The 19,443-nt window shown below is 55.2% G+C and carries 17 protein-coding genes, 1 tRNA gene, 4 pseudogenes, 1 riboswitch and 1 other annotated feature (1 of these 24 running past the window's edge); of the genes and pseudogenes, 6 read left to right on the top strand and 16 right to left on the bottom strand.

Translation table 11 applies throughout. From position 1 onward, the window contains the following. Positions 1 to 837 (top strand) — a sequence feature (16S ribosomal RNA rRNA prediction is too short) (it extends 38 nt beyond the left edge of the window). A gap of 138 nt (positions 838 to 975) precedes the next feature. The 9 genes and pseudogenes from AC6I8M_RS19235 to AC6I8M_RS19195 all read right to left on the bottom strand — a co-directional run bounded on the left by AC6I8M_RS19235 (position 976) and on the right by AC6I8M_RS19195 (position 6,813). Beyond that, on the bottom strand, positions 976 to 1,818 hold the full coding sequence (locus AC6I8M_RS19235; protein WP_022537112.1) for an IS3 family transposase: 843 nt from the start codon (positions 1,816 to 1,818) through the stop codon (positions 976 to 978). 450 nt (positions 1,819 to 2,268) lie between these two features. Continuing rightward, positions 2,269 to 2,643 (bottom strand): annotated as a pseudogene (crcB, locus tag AC6I8M_RS19230) (fluoride efflux transporter CrcB). Positions 2,644 to 2,654: 11 nt separating this feature from the next. After that, positions 2,655 to 2,855 (bottom strand): 2,3-bisphosphoglycerate-dependent phosphoglycerate mutase, encoded by a 201-nt coding sequence (locus AC6I8M_RS19225; RefSeq protein ID WP_022547993.1) that lies wholly within the window; start codon positions 2,853 to 2,855, stop codon positions 2,655 to 2,657. 9 nt (positions 2,856 to 2,864) lie between these two features. Further along, the gene (locus AC6I8M_RS19220; protein WP_498013836.1) at positions 2,865 to 3,065 is read right to left on the bottom strand and encodes a hypothetical protein; all 201 of its coding nucleotides are present in this window, start codon (positions 3,063 to 3,065) and stop codon (positions 2,865 to 2,867) included. A 109-nt stretch (positions 3,066 to 3,174) separates the two neighbouring features. Further along, positions 3,175 to 3,306, bottom strand: a complete 132-nt coding sequence (locus tag AC6I8M_RS19215; RefSeq protein ID WP_498013835.1) for a histidine phosphatase family protein — start codon at positions 3,304 to 3,306, stop codon at positions 3,175 to 3,177. An 86-nt stretch (positions 3,307 to 3,392) separates the two neighbouring features. Beyond that, a pseudogene (gene eno, locus AC6I8M_RS19210) lies at positions 3,393 to 4,683 on the bottom strand (phosphopyruvate hydratase). Positions 4,684 to 4,698: 15 nt separating this feature from the next. Next, positions 4,699 to 5,124 (bottom strand): universal stress protein, encoded by a 426-nt coding sequence (locus AC6I8M_RS19205; protein WP_010616473.1) that lies wholly within the window; start codon positions 5,122 to 5,124, stop codon positions 4,699 to 4,701. Next, positions 5,121 to 6,030, bottom strand: a pseudogene (locus tag AC6I8M_RS19200) (DHHA2 domain-containing protein). Before AC6I8M_RS19200 ends, AC6I8M_RS19205 begins: the two are co-directional and overlap by 4 nt. Before the next feature lie 78 nt (positions 6,031 to 6,108). After that, a riboswitch (Fluoride riboswitch) is annotated at positions 6,109 to 6,178 on the bottom strand. A gap of 89 nt (positions 6,179 to 6,267) precedes the next feature. Beyond that, positions 6,268 to 6,813 (bottom strand): hypothetical protein, encoded by a 546-nt coding sequence (locus tag AC6I8M_RS19195; protein ID WP_010616470.1) that lies wholly within the window; start codon positions 6,811 to 6,813, stop codon positions 6,268 to 6,270. 200 nt (positions 6,814 to 7,013) lie between these two features. Here AC6I8M_RS19195 and AC6I8M_RS19190 point away from each other — a divergent pair, with 200 nt between their 5' ends. The 3 genes and pseudogenes from AC6I8M_RS19190 (at position 7,014) to AC6I8M_RS19180 (ending at position 9,588) form a co-directional block, all read left to right on the top strand. Next, positions 7,014 to 7,475: a TraI domain-containing protein gene (locus tag AC6I8M_RS19190; RefSeq protein WP_498013569.1), complete on the top strand. Its 462-nt coding sequence runs from the start codon at positions 7,014 to 7,016 to the stop codon at positions 7,473 to 7,475. Between the two features lie 387 nt (positions 7,476 to 7,862). Further along, the gene (locus tag AC6I8M_RS19185; protein WP_022547989.1) at positions 7,863 to 8,594 is read left to right on the top strand and encodes a conjugal transfer nickase/helicase domain-containing protein; all 732 of its coding nucleotides are present in this window, start codon (positions 7,863 to 7,865) and stop codon (positions 8,592 to 8,594) included. A gap of 34 nt (positions 8,595 to 8,628) precedes the next feature. Beyond that, positions 8,629 to 9,588, top strand: a pseudogene (locus tag AC6I8M_RS19180) (tyrosine-type recombinase/integrase). A gap of 274 nt (positions 9,589 to 9,862) precedes the next feature. Here AC6I8M_RS19180 and AC6I8M_RS19175 read toward each other — a convergent pair. The 5 genes from AC6I8M_RS19175 to aspA all read right to left on the bottom strand — a co-directional run bounded on the left by AC6I8M_RS19175 (position 9,863) and on the right by aspA (position 15,322). Then, positions 9,863 to 9,938, bottom strand: a tRNA-Phe gene (locus AC6I8M_RS19175). 108 nt (positions 9,939 to 10,046) lie between these two features. After that, complete coding sequence (gene dicD, locus AC6I8M_RS19170) at positions 10,047 to 10,619, bottom strand: division control transcriptional repressor DicD (protein WP_010616468.1); 573 nt, start codon at positions 10,617 to 10,619, stop codon at positions 10,047 to 10,049. Positions 10,620 to 10,685: 66 nt separating this feature from the next. Continuing rightward, on the bottom strand, positions 10,686 to 12,383 hold the full coding sequence (locus tag AC6I8M_RS19165; protein ID WP_010616467.1) for a protein-disulfide reductase DsbD: 1,698 nt from the start codon (positions 12,381 to 12,383) through the stop codon (positions 10,686 to 10,688). Positions 12,384 to 12,469: 86 nt separating this feature from the next. Further along, positions 12,470 to 13,771 (bottom strand): anaerobic C4-dicarboxylate transporter, encoded by a 1,302-nt coding sequence (locus AC6I8M_RS19160; RefSeq protein ID WP_498013568.1) that lies wholly within the window; start codon positions 13,769 to 13,771, stop codon positions 12,470 to 12,472. 114 nt (positions 13,772 to 13,885) lie between these two features. Next, positions 13,886 to 15,322 (bottom strand): aspartate ammonia-lyase, encoded by a 1,437-nt coding sequence (gene aspA, locus AC6I8M_RS19155; protein ID WP_010616465.1) that lies wholly within the window; start codon positions 15,320 to 15,322, stop codon positions 13,886 to 13,888. A 374-nt stretch (positions 15,323 to 15,696) separates the two neighbouring features. Here aspA and AC6I8M_RS19150 point away from each other — a divergent pair, with 374 nt between their 5' ends. After that, the gene (locus tag AC6I8M_RS19150) at positions 15,697 to 16,155 is read left to right on the top strand and encodes an FxsA family protein (protein WP_010616464.1); all 459 of its coding nucleotides are present in this window, start codon (positions 15,697 to 15,699) and stop codon (positions 16,153 to 16,155) included. Positions 16,156 to 16,244: 89 nt separating this feature from the next. On the opposite strand, the gene AC6I8M_RS19145 is transcribed toward AC6I8M_RS19150, so the two are convergent. Then, a complete protein-coding gene (locus AC6I8M_RS19145; protein ID WP_153005915.1) occupies positions 16,245 to 16,946 on the bottom strand; it encodes a CDP-glycerol glycerophosphotransferase family protein in 702 nt (233 codons plus the stop codon). Between the two features lie 18 nt (positions 16,947 to 16,964). Beyond that, positions 16,965 to 17,129: a hypothetical protein gene (locus tag AC6I8M_RS19140; protein WP_010616462.1), complete on the bottom strand. Its 165-nt coding sequence runs from the start codon at positions 17,127 to 17,129 to the stop codon at positions 16,965 to 16,967. 238 nt (positions 17,130 to 17,367) lie between these two features. On the opposite strand from AC6I8M_RS19140, the gene AC6I8M_RS19135 reads away from it, so the two are divergent. Together AC6I8M_RS19135 and groL are read left to right on the top strand one after the other, a co-directional pair. Next, entirely contained in the window at positions 17,368 to 17,661 is a 294-nt protein-coding gene (locus tag AC6I8M_RS19135; protein ID WP_021507766.1) for a co-chaperone GroES, read from the top strand. A gap of 46 nt (positions 17,662 to 17,707) precedes the next feature. After that, positions 17,708 to 19,354 (top strand): chaperonin GroEL, encoded by a 1,647-nt coding sequence (gene groL / locus AC6I8M_RS19130; protein ID WP_010616460.1) that lies wholly within the window; start codon positions 17,708 to 17,710, stop codon positions 19,352 to 19,354. Positions 19,355 to 19,443: the final 89 nt, after the last annotated feature.

Raw genomic sequence — 19,443 nt, 5'->3', positions numbered from 1 at the left:
CCTAACACATGCAAGTCGAACGGCAGCACAGAAGAGCTTGCTCTTTGGGTGGCGAGTGGCGGACGGGTGAGTAATGTCTGGGAAACTGCCCGATGGAGGGGGATAACTACTGGAAACGGTAGCTAATACCGCATAACGTCGCGAGACCAAAGTGGGGGACCTTCGGGCCTCACACCATCGGATGTGCCCAGATGGGATTAGCTAGTAGGTGGGGTAATGGCTCACCTAGGCGACGATCCCTAGCTGGTCTGAGAGGATGACCAGCCACACTGGAACTGAGACACGGTCCAGACTCCTACGGGAGGCAGCAGTGAGGAATATTGCACAATGGGCGCAAGCCTGATGCAGCCATGCCGCGTGTATGAAGAAGGCTTTCGGGTTGTAAAGTACTTTCAGCGGGGAGGAAGGCGGTGAGGTTAATAACCTCGCCGATTGACGTTACCCGCAGAAGAAGCACCGGCTAACTCCGTGCCAGCAGCCGCGGTAATACGGAGGGTGCAAGCGTTAATCGGAATTACTGGGCGTAAAGCGCACGCAGGCGGTCTGTTAAGTCAGATGTGAAATCCCCGGGCTTAACCTGGGAACTGCATTTGAAACTGGCAGGCTTGAGTCTCGTAGAGGGGGGTAGAATTCCAGGTGTAGCGGTGAAATGCGTAGAGATCTGGAGGAATACCGGTGGCGAAGGCGGCCCCCTGGACGAAGACTGACGCTCAGGTGCGAAAGCGTGGGGAGCAAACAGGATTAGATACCCTGGTAGTCCACGCCGTAAACGATGTCGACTTGGAGGTTGTGCCCTTGAGGCGTAACTTCCGGAGCTAACGCGTTAAGTCGACCGCCTGGGGAGTACGGCCGCAAGGTTAAAACTCAAATGAATTGACGGGGGCCCGCACAAGCGGTGGAGCATGTGGTTTAATTCGATGCAACGCGAAGAACCTTACCTGGCCTTGACATCCAGAGAACTTAGCAGTGAAGTGGTCAACTAAAACTGGCCACCGCTTTAGAGTTTTTCCAGTATCGGTTTTCCGATTCGTTTGGGGGTAACCCACCGTTATAGTCATGCGGCCTTAGCGAGCTGTAATATCCGACGATATAGTCTGTGATCGCATGTGCAGCTTCGCTAAAGTTTATATAACCTGTCACTGGCACCCACTCGTTTTTCAGACTTCTGAAGAAGCGTTCCATCGGGCTGTTGTCCCAACAGTTTCCACGTCGGATCATACTCTGCCTGATCCGGCAACGCCACAGTAACTGCCTGCTTGTATAGTGGCTACCCTGGTCACTGTGGAACATCGCTCCGGCTGGTTTACCGCGAGTTTCCCACGCCATTTCCTGCGCTTTGATGGTCAGCCTGCTGTCCGGTGAGAATGACATTGCCCAGCCTACCGGTTTCCTTGCCAACAGATCGAGAACAACAGCGAGGTAAGCCCAACGCCTGCCTGTCCAGATGTACGTCACATCGCCGCACCACACCTGATTAGGCTCTGTCACTGCGAACTGTCGCTCAAGGCGATTCGGGATAACGATGTGTTCATGACCACCACGTTTATACCGGTGGGTAGCCTTTTTTAATATGTCGTTTTCCATTTCAATACGTTGTAGCTTTTTCTTCAGCTCGCGTATTTCAATCTGTTCCGGGGTTATAGGGGAGGCTTTAGGTATTTTGCCCTGTCGTTCATCCCGCAACTGTTTTCCCCATCGCGTCATGGTAGAAAGACCCACATCCATAGCATTGGCCGCAGCTGCAACGGTGTAGTTCTGATCAAGGACCAGTTGAGCGGCTTCGCGTTTAAACTCTGCGCTGAAATTTCTTTTTTTCATTATGGCACCTGTGTTGTTCTGAGGTGAGCATATCACCTCTGTTCAGGTGGCCAAATTTAGTGTGCCACTTCATTTCTTGGTGTTTTGTGCGCCGATATGTACCTGAAACTAAAGGGGTGTCACTGGAAAAAATGGAACACCTTGTGCTTGACCGCTTCGCGTTAAAGTATCACACAACATCATCACATGCTCATGATGTTATACATGATGAGTAAAGCTCATAACCATAATGATCTAGACGGCCTCCTGTAGCTGGGGTGAAGATGAATCTAAAACACTTGATTATCCATGGAGAAGGACTTTAACGTACTGGATGGATTATAACCGCAAACCCAGTCTGGTTTGACGCGCAGAAAGTAGTGCTTCCTACCGACAAAATTAAACGGTCTGACCTCAGTGTGGCGACAGTTACACAGAGGTCTCCTTGGGGTTAAGGCGGTGTAGCCCGGGTTAACCACACAGCGTCATGATATAAAATCCGACCGCCGTCATGACCAGCGAACCCAGTACGTGTATCAGCACCGAGGCGATGGCACAGGCATAGCTGCCGGACTGCAGCAGAGTAAAAACCTCAGCCGAGAACGTGGAGAAGGTCGTCATTCCGCCACACAGCCCGGTAGTAATGAGCAGTCGCTAGGCCGGATCGAGGCCAGGATGGCGCAGAAAATACGCCAGCGCTGCCCCGATGATAAATCCATCCAGCAGATTGACCAGCAGCTTCCCCGGCGGCAGGTTCGGAAAAAGCGCGTTCAGGCGCGCGCCCAGCTGCCAGCGGATAACACACCCTAAAGCACTACCGGTGATGACGGCAAAAAGCTGATTCACGTTCACTCCTGTTATTTTTTCACATTCAGAACATAACGGGACACGACCTGTGCGGCCGCATCCATTTTATACACGGCCGGCAACCCGGTCGGGATATGCAGCTCTGCCACACTGTCGTGAGACATACCGTCCAGAAAGGCGGCCAAGGCACGCAGCGTGTTGCCGTGCGCCACGACAAGAACGACACCTCCGCAGCGCAGGTACGGCAACACAACGTACTGCTAGTAAAGCATGACGCGGCGCAGCGTCATTTTCAGGCTTTCCGTTGCAGGCAGATCGGCCAGCGCAACGCGGCGGTAGCGTGGATCCCGACGCAGCTGCGCCAGTGCCTCCGCGTCCGCAGGCGGAATGCCGTTGAAGCTTTTGCGCCAGAGCCGGATGGTCTCTTCGCCCATCAGCCGGGTAGTGGCGTCCTTGTTCAGCCCCTGCAGCGCGCCGTAATGCCGCTTGTTCAGCCGCCAGTTTTTTCCACTGGCGTCCAGCTGCGGTCAAGACGGTCCAGCACCCGCCAGACCGTGTGAACACAGCGCGTCATAACCGAAGTGAAAACGCGGTCGGGCAGCAGGCCCGCAGCGCGTCACCGGCTCGGTCAGCCTCCTGCCGCCCCCGGTCCGTCAGCGGCACGTCTGTCCATCCGGTAAAGCGATTTTCACGGTTCCACAGGCTTTCGCCGTGGCGCAGAATAACCAGCGTTGAATATGCACATATGCAGTGCTCCTGTGCCAGAAGCTGGCTGTCCGGCGGATGTGTTACGTGCGGCGCACAAACGCGTTAGGACCCGCATAGCGTGCATCGTTACCCAGTGCCTGCTCAATGCGCATAAGCTGGTTGTACTTTTCCACGCGTTCGCCGCGGCATGGCGCACCGGTTTTCAGGTGTCCCGCGCGCAGGGCCACGGTCAGGTCGGCAAGGAACGTGTCCGTCGTTTCCCCGCTTTGGTGGGACATGAACGCGCCCCAGCCGTGCCGCTGGCAGAGCGCTACGGCGTCCAGCGTTTCGCTGAGCGAGCCTATCTGATTGAGCTTAATCAGCGCGGCGCTGGCGAGGTTTTCGTCAATGCCGCGCTGGATGTACTTTACGTTGGTGACAAACAGGTCGTCGCCAACCAGCTCGGCCCGGCCCGCAAGCTGCTGGTGCAGATGCTTCCATCCCACCCAGTCGTCCTCGGCCAGGCCGTCTTCTAGCAGGATGATGGGAAACTGGTCCATCAGCTCGCCGTAATACGCCGTCATTTCCGCCGCGCTCAGCGCGCTGCCCTCGGTGCGCAGATGATATTTACCGTCTGCAAAAAACTCACTTGAGGCGGGGTCCATGCAGATGCTGATGTCCTCTCCGGGACTGTATCCCGCCTTCTCAATCGCCTGTACGATAAATGCCAGCGGATCCCGGTTAGACGACACGGCAGGGGCAAAGCCGCCTTCGTCGCCCACTGCTGCTGAGAGGTTCTCGTCCAGCAGGGTCTGGCGCAGCGTCTGGTAGACCTCGCTGCGCTGACGCACGGCCTCGCGCAGCGTGGGCGCGCCGTGTGGCGCTATCATGAACTCCTGAAAGTCCGCGCCCTGACCGCGGGCGTGAACGCCGCCGTTGATAATGTTCATGCACGGCACGGGCAGCAGGTTTGCCTGCAGGCCCCCCAGGTAGCGCCAGAGCGGTTCGTGCGAGGTCTGTGCCCGCCAGCCGGGCCACCGCCAGCGACACGCCCAGAATGGCATTCGCACCCAGGCGCCCCTTGTTCTCCGTACCGTCCAGCGCCAGCATGATGTTGTCCACTTGCCTCTGTTCACGCACGTCTCTGCCGCGCACGGCCTCGCAGATTTCCGTATTAACCGCCCTGACGGCATCCAGTACGCCTTTGCTACCAAAACGGCGGGCGTCGCCGTCGCGGCGTTCAGAGGCCTCACGCGACCCGGTGCTGGCCCCGGAAGGCACCGAGGCACGCGCCATCATCCCGTCCGCAGTCCGGGCTTCGACTTCTACGGTAGGGTTACCGCGCGAGTCAAGAATTTCACGAGCGGTCACATTATCCAGTGTAAAGCGCATAAAGTTTCTCCCTGCTCAGTCAGTCAGATGAGTGATAAGTACATCCACCGTGAGGTGGTTAATGTATTCCGCTGAGTGGGACGTCAGCATTCCCATAAAGCGGTTGCTGTGCCCGGCAAGCATGAGGTCCACGCCCAGTTCCGCGATGTACTTCTCCACGTCCTCAAAGCGGCGCATGGTCACCAGCTCCCGCGTATCGACCTTCTCTGGCACGGAGGAAGCCAGCTCGCTCAGGAACACCTTGGCCTTCACCACCTCCTCCGACACGACGTCGTCCATCAGACTGTCGGACACGTAGTTCATCTCCCGGTAGTCGTCGCTGATGTGGGCTAGGGTGATTTTCATGCCGAGCGGCTGCGCCAGCGCGGCCGCCCGATTCAGCAGGAGGGCGCCGTCGTCTTTATCACTCACAAGTATCATTGCGTGGGTATAGCATGTCATAGTGAACTCCCGTTCTGGTTAAGGTGGGACTTAAGCCACGGCAGAAGCTGTTTTTTGCGGCTGAGCATGCCCGGTACGGAGCTGGAGGCCGCGTTGACGCTCTTACGCCCGACGAAGTAAAGCGTTGAAAAACCCGCACGGATGTCGGTCAGCATCAGCACCGCCAGGGCGGCACCAGACTGGTCTGCCAGATACGCCTGGGCCGCAAGCAGGTCGTCCATCACGGGGGCAGCCTGTGACGGTGAGCTGACCTCAATCTGGGCAATGCGCACGTCGGTACCGTCAATGACGAAAGTCTTGAGGTCCCTGTTCAGCAGCTGCTGTGCGCTGAGGCCGCTGACGTCTGTTTTTGCGGTGAGGAGGTCACGGGCGAAGGCTCTGCGGTTTACGCCGGATAGCACGCCCAGCTCGGTAGCCGAACTGATGTCGTCTTCGGTCGTGGTAGGTGAGCGAAGATTCACGGTGTCGCTCAGGAGTGCGCCCAGCAGAAGAACGGCGAGTGTCGTGGGCAGCGTACGGCGCCCTTCAGCGTCCATTAGCAGCCACAGCAGCGTGGCGCTGCTGCCAAGCGGGCGTATGTGGACCTCCGGCGGCAGTTGCGTTACCAGCCCGCCCAGCCGGTGGTGATCAGTAATGCCCACGATGTTGCTCCGGAGCAGATCGACAGGCCCCTGCGCCGGCTCGGTGAAGTCAACCAGCCAGACCCGTTCGTCCTGCAACGGAAAGGAAAGCAGCGGCGGCGGCGTGAGTCCGGCGGCGTCAAAGATAAATCGGGTTTCGCGGTTAGCCTCGCCGAGGCGCCATGGGCGGGCGTCCATGCAGCGCCCGGTCAGCCAAGTGTGTGACGACGACGGCCGTGCAGATAGCGTCGCTGTCAGGATTGATGTGGCCAAAAACGTGTATCACAGGTATCTCCCCATAGAGGGAAGTACGCAGGCCGGGAAGAAAGTAAGGACGGCCTGACGCACCTCCTGAAAATCAAGAGTCACATCAGGCGTCATCAGTTCCGGAACGGAACGGTTGGGAAAGGTGGAACGCCATCACCCTGCCGTCCAAGTATAGATCCGCAAATAAAATCTGTCAGCATTAATCTGAACGTGTTCTAAACCCGACGGCCCAGCTCTAGACTCCCCCGGTTTAAGGTTAAAAAGTTTTGCTCCGAAGTATCAGCACGGGCCAGTATGTGCGGAAGTCCGTGCGCCAGCGCCACTGTCGGAAAAGGATCTCCAACTGCATCAGCGCCCTCATTGCCGGTGTGAAGGGGATACGGTAAGTCCGTTGCTGGACGGTGAGTCCATTTTCCTCAATGCAGGCCAGTAACCGACGGGCACGATTGCCAGTCAGAAGGTGCGAGGAAATGATAACGGTGTGGTGTTTCTCCAGCGCCAGGCAGGTTGATGCGTTCACGCTTTGCCAGAAATGATTGACTCGCTCTGGCGTCAGATCTGTGGTGGGCTGCCAGGGGCAAGGTGCACCCACGCCCGTCTGCGACGATGGCGGATCAACGTCATCGCCGGCCTGAACTGCCGCTCTGCCCACGCGAGAGGGCGAAGCAGGAAGGGAAGACAGAGCAGTAGCACCCATACCAGATAAAACCCGGTGGATGTGCCCTAGAGGGTATAACTCAGGTTCATCGTCGCGCACAGGGCCAGCTAGATCATAAAAAAAGAAAACAAAGAATTTCTGCATACGATGGCTCACGATACCGGTGTAATCAGAGGCATGCAGTAAAGCATCACGCTGTTACCAGAGCACCCAGAAAATCTGAAACCACATTTGAATATTTTAACAAGCAGGATTTCTGTCAGAGACGTTTCCGGGTTTCCGGTTGAAATTGTCTGGAGGGCTTTTAGCTTAGCGTCATATTAAGCAGGCATATTCCGACGGAGGTGACGGTGATTGGACTTAACTGGCTAACAGGCAGGGGCAGACAGGAAAACCAGCTCGGAGAGAGACTCTCTAAGTGTGACACATTATCCCGGCCTGTTGCTGACGGTAGCTGGCACCCTGCTCATACGGGCAGTGCGCTACTGCAGACAAACGAAAATCGCCGCCTCATCCGGGTGCTGACAGATAACAGCCCGCTTTCAAAGGAAGTCACTGAAGCCTGGTGGCTCAGGCCACTGGAGGAGATGGCGGCAAGAATGCAGCCCTGCCCGGCAGCCTGGTCCGGTCCGTACTCTGGTCCCGGAGGATTTAATGAACTCAGCCTGAACGTGGCCGCGCGTGCGGTCAGGCTTGTCCGCGGCATGATGCTGCCACCTGGGACCACGCCAGAAGAACAGGCTGAGCAAACGCCCGGCTGGGTCTGTGCCGCATACAGGGCAGGGCTTTTCCATCATCTGCCCTAGCTGATGCAGGTGGAAGGAGCTCTGAAAAACGGTCGGATCTGGTATCCCGGCCTGAGCGTGCCCGGAGATCAGTGGCGGGTCAGGCAGACCACAGAACCCTCAGGCGAGATGAACTGCGTATTTGTGGCGCTGAGACTATTGCCTGAGGCGGCCCTGCTGTGGCTTCAGCGCTGGCCTGCTCTGTCTGATACGCTCCTGCTCTTTCTATCAGGACGCCGTGCCGAAGCCTAGATACTAACCAGTATTGTGAACGATGCTGCTGAGCAGCTGCGGTCTTTCAAATGAGACCGTAATGTCCGGTCAAAAAACGCAGCAGGCCTCTCTGGTTAATATAACACCTGTAACAGACCATACCCCCCGAAATTATATGAAATAAAACCTAACTCATTGTCCAGTATCGATAATGCTGAATGTTCTTTAGTGCCAATTAAAACTGGAGCTGTAGACTATAGTTCTGGTCAGGAAGGCGAGTTATCGCCTGCTAAGACTGTCCCGCCTGTGCCCTTATTGGTGCTGGAATCCGCACTTGAAGCTGAGGTGCCGCTTCTTTCTGGAGAAAACGACATCAGTACGGGAGAAGAAGTACAGGCGCAGGTATCTACGGAGAATCTCCTGTCATTGCTTGATTTAATGGCTGAAGGGAAAAATGCTACGGCAATGGATAATTCTTCTTCGGATAATCGTCCAGCCACGCCGTTTACAACTGATGCGTTTCATTCCGATGAAAACAGGGAAGACCAAGGAGAACAAGCCGGTGTGTTATTTCTGGAGTGGATCAGGGACAGCATTGAGGACGGCACGCTGAGCGTCAACGAAAAGGACAGTCTTCTTCACGTTCTGGCGCAGTTTGTTTTTGTGGTCTCACCGGCCTGTTTTTACCGTTACATCACGACTGCTGGAGGCGGTGATAAAGATAAGGCCAGACTACAAAAAAGTTTCGAGGCACTGAACGTACACCATTCACGAAATGGTAAGGGGTTATTTCATTACCATCAATACGATACGCCGGATAAGAGCGGTCGTTTTACAAAGGTGTCAGGCTATATGATTAATGCCGACATTATATTTAAAAAAGGGAGCAGTCTTTCGGACAGCATATGGCTTTCTGCCAAGAAATGACAGGCTGGAGAACATTTATAAAACTGAGGTCAAAATGAAAGATACATGTTCATTTGATGAACTTATTGAAGGATATTTTTTTAGTAAGACTACTGCGAGTAGCAACTGAATGGAGTTACAGGAAAGTATTAAAGACTTTCCTCAAATTTTCAGGAGCAGCCATATCTCCTGCTAATGTTGATGATAGGTTGGTTTTAAACTGGCGTAGGCATGTGATTAGTGTGGAAGGTCTAACAAAAACCACATGGAACAATAAGCTTACACATATGATAGCATTGTTTAACTTTGCAATAGAGGAAGGGTATATTCGGCAACTAAAAATTCCTTTAATGGAAAGATTGCACGGCCAGATGTTAAGCGAAAGAAAACCCTAACGGACATCCAGATTAATAAAATATACCTTTTAATGGAGGCAAGGGAGGAAGATGAACAGTATGGTAAAAACTATAACCACAGGTCGGCATTGAGGCCTGCATGGTTCTGGCTTACCGTGCTGGATGCTTTACGAAGGACAGGGATGAGGCAGAATCAGCTTCTGCATATACGATTATGTGACGTTAATTTTATGCATAACTGGATAAGCCTTCGACCGGAAGGAGCAAAAAACCATCGCGAGCATCTTGTTCCGATCACTCGTCATCTGAGACCAAGATTAGAAATGCTTTATAACCGTTCTCTTGAAAGAGGGGCAAAGATGGAGGATCAGCTTTTCTATTTATCTCGATTCGATGGGCGCAGGAATGAGACAAGTGAAAACATGGATAATCCACCATTGCGTGCATTTTTTCGCCGGCTTTCAAATGAATGTGGTTTTGTTGTGAGTCCTCATCGATTCCGGCACACAATAGCTACAAATCTGATGAGTATGCCTGACCGAAACCTGAAAATGGCTCAGGATCTTCTGGGCCATTCAACGACTGCAGTCACTCTGCAATACGTAGAGAGCGACATTAACAAGGTCAGGAGCGTTCTCGAACAGCTGGAGGTGGCCTAAGAGTAATCTTAAGTCAAATCTTAACGATATGATTCTTAATGAGGAAAAAGGGAGGCAAACCTTTACAAAAGATTGACAGAAAACATTTCTAAAGGTAAATACGATGCTGAAGTATTTTTTAAGAATGTGAAAAGTCCAGAGGATGCTACAACATCCTCCGGACTTTAAGTCCCGTGTTCAACAATGGTGCGGTAAGCAAACTACCAACATCATGCTGGGGACCACTGTCATGCCCGTTAAGGATCTCAACCCCTAACAAACAGGCTCTGAAGAGTGGTGCCCGGAGGCGGAATCGAACCACCGACACGGGGATTTTCAATCCCCTGCTCTACCGACTGAGCTATCCGGGCAACGGGGCGCATTAAACCCTAATGGCTCACAGCCGTCAACGGGTTTCGTAAAAAAAGCGTAGCAATCGTGACTGATTGCCTGCTTTTCAGACAGGGTGGGCAAAAAGCCTACGCCAGCACGCCGTTTTGCCGACACAGCGCGATGCTCAACACATCTTCAGCCAGACGCCGCGCGGTAGCGACATCCTGCACGTTGCGCTTCACCAGCAGCTTACTCAAACAGCCTTCGAGGATCAGCTCCATCTGATCGGCCACCATGCTGGGGTTGTCCAGCGCCAGGTCGACGAGGATTTCATGGGTGAACTGCCAGGAACTGCGCTTCTGCTGTTCGGCGAGCTGGTGCACCGGCTGATCCGGCTGGGGATAGAAACTGCAGGCGGCAATAAACAGGCAGCCGGGAAAGCGGCCTTTACTGACGTGCTCTGCCAGCACGTCGTAACGCGCCAGCAGCTTTTGTGCCGCACTGAGGCGCTCATCCAGCTGCACCTGGCGGCGCCAGCTGTCGATCTGCTGGCCGTGAAAGCGCAGCGCGTCATACAGCAGGGCATCGCGATCGGGCCAGTAGCGCTCCAGCTGATCGCTGGTGAGGCCGCTAGCCAGCTGCTGCAGCGAGGTGGTCGCGGCTAGGCCGCTCTGTTCGAGCACATTCAGCGCATGCTCAAGGATCTGTTCGCGTTGCAAAAGACTCTCCTCCGGAATGCGGGCCCGAACGCGTGCGCTCGGGCAGTGTCGTGCAACCAGTTTCGTTTAACGCGGCAGATTGTGCAAATGGGCGCGGAAATCCGCGGCGTTAAGGAAGCCGGTGACGCGTGAATCGGCAATCTCTTTGCCCTGCGCGTCGAAGAACAGGATGGTCGGCAGGCCAAGCACCTGCAGATGCTGCAGCAGCGCGTTATCCTGCGTGTTATTGGCCGTAACGTTAGCCTGCAGCAGCTGCACGTTGCTCAGGGCGCTGCGCACGCCGTCATCGCTGAAGGTGTATTTTTCAAACTCTTTGCAGGCCATGCACCAGTCGGCATAGAGATCGACCATGGTGATACGGCCCTGCGCCTGCTGTAATGCGCTATCCAGCTGCTGGCTGCTGCTGATGCGCTGAAACGGCAGGTGCGCGACGCTTTGCGTGCTGCTGCTGCCAAATGCCCAGTCCTGCAGCGGGCGCGCCACCACCAGCGCGGCCGCCAGCATGATGATCGGCAGCACGCGCGCTGTACCGCGCGCGCTGAGACTCAGGCTGAACGCCCAGGCAAAAAACGCCACGCCGAGCAGGCTCCACAGCCGCAGTCCCCAGATATCGCCCAGCACGCGCTCCAGCAGAAACACCGGTAGCGCCAGAATCACAAAGCCAAAACCCTCTTTCACGCTCTGCATCCACGGACCGCTTTTCGGCAGCAGCCGGTTGCCGAACATCGTTACAGCAATCAGCGGCAGTCCCATGCCGAAGGCGTACAGCCACAGCGTACTGGCACCGGCCCACAGATTACCGCTCTGCGCGATATACAGCAGGATGGCGCTGAGTGGCGCGGTGGTACAGGGTGAGCAGATTAGCCCAGCCAGTGCGCCCATCATAAACACGCCCGCCAGCGACCCACCTTGCTGACGGTTGCTCCACAGCGTCAGACGCGTCTGGATGCTGGCAGGCAGCTGCAGCGTAAACAGGCCAAACATCGACAGCGCCAGCAGCACAAACAGCACGAAGAGGCCGATCAACACGTAAGGATGCTGCAGCGCAGCCTGGAAACGCAGCCCCGCCGCTGCCACCACCATACCGAGCAGGGTGTAAGTCAGCGCCATGCCCTGCACGTAGACCAGTGCGAGGGTGAACAGCCGGCCCAGCGAGTAGCGGCGCTGGCCGCCAAGAATGATGCCGGAGATCAGCGGATACATGGGCAGCACGCACGGCGTAAAGGCCACGCCGATGCCAATCAGCAGCGCCCACAGCGGCGAAAACGGCAGCGGCGTGCTGAGAGCGGCCGGTGATGCCGCCATTGCCGGCGCGGCGCTATCGGCAGCAATCGCCGTCAGCGGCACCGAGCGGGTCTCCGGCAGATAGCAGAAACCGGCCGCGGCGCAGCCCTGATAGGTCACGCTGAGCGTTGCACCGGCATCGGCCTGGCGCAGGGTGATCGATAGCTGCACGTCCTGCGGATAGATTTCGCTCTTGCCGTAAAACTCATCTTCGTGCGGCTGGCCCGGCGCCAGCGTGACCGGCGCCAGCTGCGCGTTTTGCACGCTGATATGGAATTGCTGGCGATAGAGGTAATAGCCGTCCTTCACTTTCCAGCTCAGCGTCAGCTGATGGCCCTGCTGGCTGAAATCAAAGCCAAAGGCCTGATCGACCGGCACAAAGCGGTTGTTGGTAGTGGGCGAGAACAGGCTGGCCTGCGCCGACAGGCAAAAAAGCAGCGCCAGGCACAGGCTTAGCAGGCGGGAAAATCGAGCAGCCATGACGAATTAATCAGCTCCGGTGGCAAATGTGCCGCCATAATAACACGGCCGCTGCGCCACGAGGTTTTCAGGATGTAACCACGACGCTACAGAATCAGGCTGCCGAACAGGAAGCCAAACGCCACCGAGAAGGTAATCGCCAGTACGCCGGGAATGATAAACGAGTGGTTGAACACGTACTTCCCAATGCGGGTCGAGCCGGTGTCATCCATCTCAACCGCGGCCAGCAACGTAGGGTAGGTGGGCAGAACGAACAGCGCGGACACCGCGGCGAAGGAGGCGACAGCCGCCAGCGGCGATACGCCGAGCATCAGTGCCGCTGGCATCAGCGCTTTGGTGGTGGCCGCCTGCGAGTAGAGCAGCGTGGCAGCAAAGAACAGCACCAGCGCCAGCATCCACGGATAGCTCTGCAGCATGTCGCCGGCCAGCGTCTGGATGTCGCTCAGGTGCGCCTTCACAAAGGTATCGCCCAGCCAGGCGACGCCCATCACGCAGATACAGGCGCTCATGCCAGATTTAAACGTGCTGGCGCTGAAGATTTCACCGGTTTCCACTTTGCAGGTCAGGCAAATCAGCGTGGCAACCGTCAGCATAAGCACCACAATGGCTTCGTTACGCGGCAGCACCGGATTGCTGATCAGGCCCACGCTGTCGCTGATTGCCGTCGCGTACAGCACCACCGCCGCAATACCGATCAGGAACAGCAGCACCGCGCGTTTGGCTCCCGGCTTGATGTGATAAACCTGCTCACCGCGCAGCGTCACTTCACCTTTCGCCAAACGCGCCTGGTAGACGTCATCTTCTTTGAGCTCTTTGCCGAGGAAGTTGGTAATCACAGCGGCACAGAAAATGGCCAGCATGGTGGCAGGCAGCGCGACGCCGAGCAGCGCCAGATAACTGACGCCGCGCGGTTCAAGAATCGAGGCAAAAAATACCACCGCGGCCGAAAGCGGCGAGGCGGTGATGGCGATTTGCGACGCCACTACGGCTATCGACAGCGGGCGCGAAGGGCGTACGCCTTGCTTCTTAGCCACTTCCGCAATCACCGGCAGAGTTGAAAAAGCGGTGTGCCCGGTACCCGCGAGCAGCGTCATTGCATAGGTCACCAGCGGCGCAAGGAAAGTGACATAGCGCGGATGGCGGCGCAGCAGGCGTTCCGCCAGCCCGACCAGATAATCCATGCCGCCAACCACCTGCATCGCGGCGATGGCCGCAATCACCGCCATAATGATCTCGATGACATCAAAAGGGATCGCGCCGGGTTTCATGCCGCAAACTAGCGTCAGCACCAGCACGCCTAAACCGCCGGCAAAGCCAATGCCGATGCCGCCGAGGCACGCACCCAGCCAGATCGCCAACAGGACGATGAGCAATTCCACCACTACCATAGTTTCATTCCCTGAAGTGCCGCCACACGCAGCCACTTTAGTTATAGACGTCAAAATAAAAAAGCACGCCGTATTGTATACAGGTGTGCTTCAGACGACTTGATCCGGAACGGATTACTGTTCGTTTTCGTCGGTGTAGCGTTTGGCTTTGTATTCCGGGTGCATCAGGTTCTGGATGGAGAAAATATCGTCCAGCTTGGCTTCGGTCAGCAGACCGCGTTCCAGCACCACTTCGCGTACGCTCTTACCGGTTTCAGCACAAATTTTTCCGACGATATCGCCGTTGTGATGGCCGATGTACGGGTTGAGGTAAGTGACGATACCGATGGCGTTGAACACGTAGGCTTCACATACCGCTTTGTTGGCGGTGATGCCGTTAACGCATTTTTCCAGCAGGTTGTAGCAGGCGTTGGTCAGGATGCTGATCGACTCAAACAGCGCTTGGCCAATCACCGGTTCCATCACGTTGAGCTGCAGCTGACCGGCTTCAGAAGCCATGGTCACCGTGGTGTCGTTACCAATCACTTTAAAGCACACCTGATTGACCACTTCCGGTACTACCGGGTTAACTTTCGCTGGCATGATCGAAGAACCGGCCTGCAGTTCCGGCAGGTTGATTTCGTTCAGGCCGGCGCGCGGACCGGATGACAGCAGGCGCAGGTCGTTACAGATTTTCGACAGTTTCACGGCCAGGCGCTTCAGCGCTGAGTGCACCATTACGTAAGCGCCACAGTCTGAGGTGGCTTCAATCAGATCTTCGGCGGGCACCACCGGCAGGTTGCTGACTTCCGCCAGGCGCTGTACCGCCAGCTGCTGGTAGCCGTCCGGCGTGTTGAGGCGGGTACCGATCGCCGTGGCGCCGAGGTTAACCTCCAGCAGCAGTTCGGCGGTGCGCAGAATGCTGCGCGTCTCTTCGTTCAGCAGTACGTTAAACGCGTGGAACTCCTGACCGAGTGACATCGGCACCGCGTCCTGCAGCTGGGTGCGGCCCATCTTCAGGATGTTTTCAAACTCAACTGCTTTGCGCTGAAAACCTTCGCTCAGCTGGCCAATCGCGTCGAGCAGTTTGAGGATCGAGGCGTAAACCGCAATGCGGAAACCGGTAGGATAAGCGTCGTTAGTGGACTGACACTTATTCACGTGATCGTTCGGGTTGAGGTACTGATATTCACCTTTCTGGTGACCTATCAGCTCCAGACCGATGTTAGCCAGCACCTCGTTGGTGTTCATGTTGACCGAGGTGCCCGCGCCGCCCTGATAGACATCAACCGGGAACTGGTCCATGCACTTACCGTTGTTCAGCACTTCATCACAGGCCTGAATGATGGTGTTGGCGATGTGGCGGGGGATGGTTTGCAGCTCTTTGTTGGCGAGCGCGGCGGCTTTTTTCACCATCACCATGCCGCGAACAAACTCAGGGATGTCGCTGATTTTACTGTTACTGATATAGAAGTTCTCAATCGCACGCAGAGTATGAACACCGTAATAGGCATCTGCCGGAACTTCACGCATGCCTAACAGGTCTTCTTCGATACGAATGTTGTTCGCCATGATTACCTTCTTATTATTGCTGCTGTGTTACTGCCGGGCATCCGGAATGGATAGGCGGCGAATAACGTGCAGGTGAAGCAATTATATTGTCGTGGAATACCAGTGCCGAAATTTTATCCATCTTCGGACTGGCGAGCACGATCATATTCTGTCACTGCAGAAATGCTTGTGCACAGATCACTTTACGGACATTTGCTGGCCCAGCGGTAATAACGATATGTGATGTACTTCGCAATTTTAAGTCAGTGGCATAAATTTGACAGCGGCGGTTGAATTTCTCCGGCCGCATGCCCATCTCATACATTATGGTCATGCTGAGCCCCATATTGGCTGCCCCGCACGCTGCGCGGCGGCGCGACTCACAGGAGATATCGGTGCGCTGGTTACCGTTGGTGATTTTTTTTGTTCTGGCCTGGATTGAGATCTCGATTTTCATCCAGGTGGCGCACGCGCTCGGCGTGCTGCTGACCATGCTGCTGGTGATTTTTACCTCGTGCATTGGTGTGTCGCTGGTGAAAAATCAGGGCATGAAGAACTTTATGCTGATGCAGGAGAAGCTGGCGCGTAACGAGAGCCCGGCGGCGGAGATGATCAAAAGCGTGTCGCTGATCATCGCCGGTTTTCTGCTGCTGCTGCCGGGCTTCTTTACCGATTTCCTCGGCCTGCTACTGTTGCTGCCGCCCGTGCAGAAGCACCTGACGCTGAAGCTGATGCCGCACCTGCGCGTATGGCGCGGCCCGGGGCAGGGCCCGGACAGCGGCGTCACCATGGACGGCGAGTTTGAGCGCAAAGATCAAGACCGTATTGAACACCACGATCGCCACGACCGTTGATTTAAAACACCTGCAGTTGAGGGCTCTGGCACCTTTCTTCCAGCATTTTTGCGACTTTATACGCCAGGTCTGCATTGGCCTAGCTGCTGTCACAGGCAAAAATTTGCGCCATCATTCTCCTGTCGCGCAAATTGTTTATCATCCTGATGCAGCGCTGAATGCAATACTTCCACCAGACTGTCCGGTGTAAAGCGATAGCGCCAGTTATCGTTGCCGGGAACCAGCCGATAATCCGGTTCGAAGTTGTGATGCTTGCCAGCCGGAATGTCCAGCGTCAAAACGGGTTTTCCTGTCAGCAGGTAATCAAACATGATTGAGGAATAATCCGTAATCAGCACATCGAAATGGTTTAGCCATGGATAGATATCAAGTTCCATGGGCAGGCTGTGCAGGTTTGCCACTTTTCCGCTGGCAAACACATTGTCACCCTTATGGTAAGGATGAGTCTTAAAGAAGACGTTAATGTCGTGATGCAGGGCGTAGCGCATTAGTTTCAGCATAAAGCTGCTGCTGGTAAGACTGGTGGCTTTGTTGCGCTGCCACGTTGGCGCGAGGAATATTTTTCGCCCCGGTTGCTGCATCGCCTGCTGTGCTGCAGGTGGAAGCATTGCGCCTGTCATCTCCTCTGGCATTTCAAGGCATGCCGCATAAATTGGCTGAGCGCCAAGACTTTGCTTGGGGTTGACACAAAATATGGCGATAGCGGCTTCCAGCAGTAATGACAGGGTTTCAGGTGTGGCATGATTGATATCATGATATGGCAGGCCCGCTCTCTTAAGATCGTTAATCACGCTGGGTGTATAGCTGCACTAGACAATCTCGAATTGTGGATAGTGTTTCAGCATGTGCAGATACAGGTATTTGCTGTTATCAGCGAAGGCTTCCCGGTCAAAAAATAAGATGCGGGCTTGCTTGGTGTTTTTGCGTGATATTTGTGCCAGATAATCGGCAGCGTTCTGCTGAGTCGTCGTCATAATTTGTGCCTTTGAAGTCAGTGCAGACTAAAGGCGACAGGAATGGTCTCATTATTAAGATAGCGAAGCGACGCACCGATGTACAAATTTTAGTCAGTTGCATTAAAGTAAAAAAATTTCTGTTTTGCCCCTTGAAAGCCCCTTTTCTGCCCCTATCTCTTTCCACGAGGCCGGAACCCTCAAGCCCGGCGTTCAACCCAAAAATGAATGATTGGACTTCTCAAAGGAGAGCTATCAAATGAAAATTCGTCCGTTGCACGATCGCGTTATCGTCAAGCGTAAAGAAGTTGAAGCCAAATCTGCTGGCGGTATCGTTCTGACCGGCTCTGCAGCAGGCAAATCAACCCGCGGTGAAGTACTGGCTGTTGGCAATGGCCGCATCCTGGAAAACGGCGACGTGAAGCCGCTGGACGTGAAAGTGGGTGATCTGGTGATTTTCAGCGAAGGCTACGGTGCCAAGACTGAGAAAATCGACAACGAAGAAGTTCTGATCATCTCTGAAAGCGACATTCTGGCGATTGTTGAAGCGTAATTTACGCGTAATTCACTAAACGAAACGAATTTAAGGGATATTTGAAATGGCAGCTAAAGACGTAAAATTCGGTAATGACGCACGCGTAAAAATGCTGCGTGGCGTGAACGTACTGGCAGATGCAGTAAAAGTTACCCTGGGCCCGAAAGGCCGTAACGTGGTTCTGGATAAATCTTTTGGTGCACCGACCATCACTAAAGATGGTGTTTCTGTGGCACGTGAAATCGAGCTGGAAGACAAGTTCGAAAACATGGGTGCGCAGATGGTGAAAGAAGTCGCTTCTAAAGCCAACGACGCAGCAGGCGACGGCACCACCACCGCCACCGTTCTGGCACAGGCTATCGTCAACGAAGGCCTGAAAGCCGTCGTGGCGGGCATAAACCCAATGGATCTGAAGCGCGGTATCGATAAAGCCGTTGCGGCTGCCGTTGAAGAGCTGAAAACCCTGTCTGTACCATGCCAGGATTCCCGCGCTATCGCGCAGGTAGGTACCATTTCTGCCAACTCCGATGAAAGCGTCGGAACCCTGATCGCTCAGGCAATGGACAAAGTGGGTAAAGAAGGCGTAATCACCGTTGAAGAAGGTACCGGTCTGCAGGACGAGCTGGACGTGGTTGAAGGTATGCAGTTCGACCGTGGCTACCTGTCTCCGTACTTCATCAACAAGCCAGAAACCGGTGCAGTCGAGCTGGAAAGCCCATTCATCCTGCTGGCTGACAGGAAAATCTCTAACATCCGCGAAATGCTGCCAGTGCTGGAAGCTGTGGCGAAAGCCGGCAAACCACTGCTGATCATCGCAGAAGACGTGGAAGGCGAAGCGCTGGCTACGCTGGTGGTGAACACCATGCGCGGTATCGTGAAAGTGGCTGCGGTGAAAGCACCGGGCTTCGGCGACCGTCGTAAAGCGATGCTGCAGGATATTGCTATCCTGACCGGCGGTACCGTGATCTCTGAAGAGATCGGTATGGAGCTGGAAAAAGCGACGCTGGAAGACCTGGGTCAGGCAAAACGCGTGGTGATCAACAAAGACACCACCACCATCATCGATGGTGTGGGCGATCAGGGCGCAATATCTGGTCGTGTGACGCAGATCCGTCAGCAGATCGAAGAAGCGACGTCTGACTACGACAAAGAGAAACTGCAGGAGCGCGTTGCAAAACTGGCAGGCGGTGTGGCCGTACTGAAAGTAGGCGCAGCGACTGAAGTTGAAATGAAAGAGAAGAAAGCACGCGTTGAAGATGCCCTGCACGCTACCCGTGCTGCGGTTGAAGAAGGCGTGGTTGCCGGTGGTGGTGTTGCGCTGGTGCGTGTTGCGGCGAAAATCGCAGCTTCTGGCCTGAAGGGGCAGAACGAAGACCAGAACGTCGGTATTAAGGTTGCTCTGCGTGCGATGGAAGCGCCACTGCGTCAGATCGTTTCTAACGCCGGTGAAGAGCCATCCGTGGTTGCTAACAACGTGAAAGCCGGCGACGGTAACTACGGTTACAACGCGCAGACCGAAGAGTACGGCAACATGATCGACTTCGGTATCCTGGATCCAACCAAAGTGACCCGTTCTGCGCTGCAGTACGCGTCTTCTGTGGCCGGTCTGATGATCACCACCGAAGCGATGGTCACCGACCTGCCGAAAGGCGACGCACCTGACTTAGGTGCTGGCGCTGGTGGTATGGGCGGTATGGGCGGCATGATGTAATTGCCCTGAACGTCTGAGCTGTTGAGAAACCCCCGATCGGAAACGGTCGGGGGTTTTCTTTTGCCGGCGAACAAGGTATAAGCAAGGGC

The organism is Type-A symbiont of Plautia stali (assembly GCF_059731155.1).
This window is presented reverse-complemented; position numbering and strand designations above follow the sequence as displayed.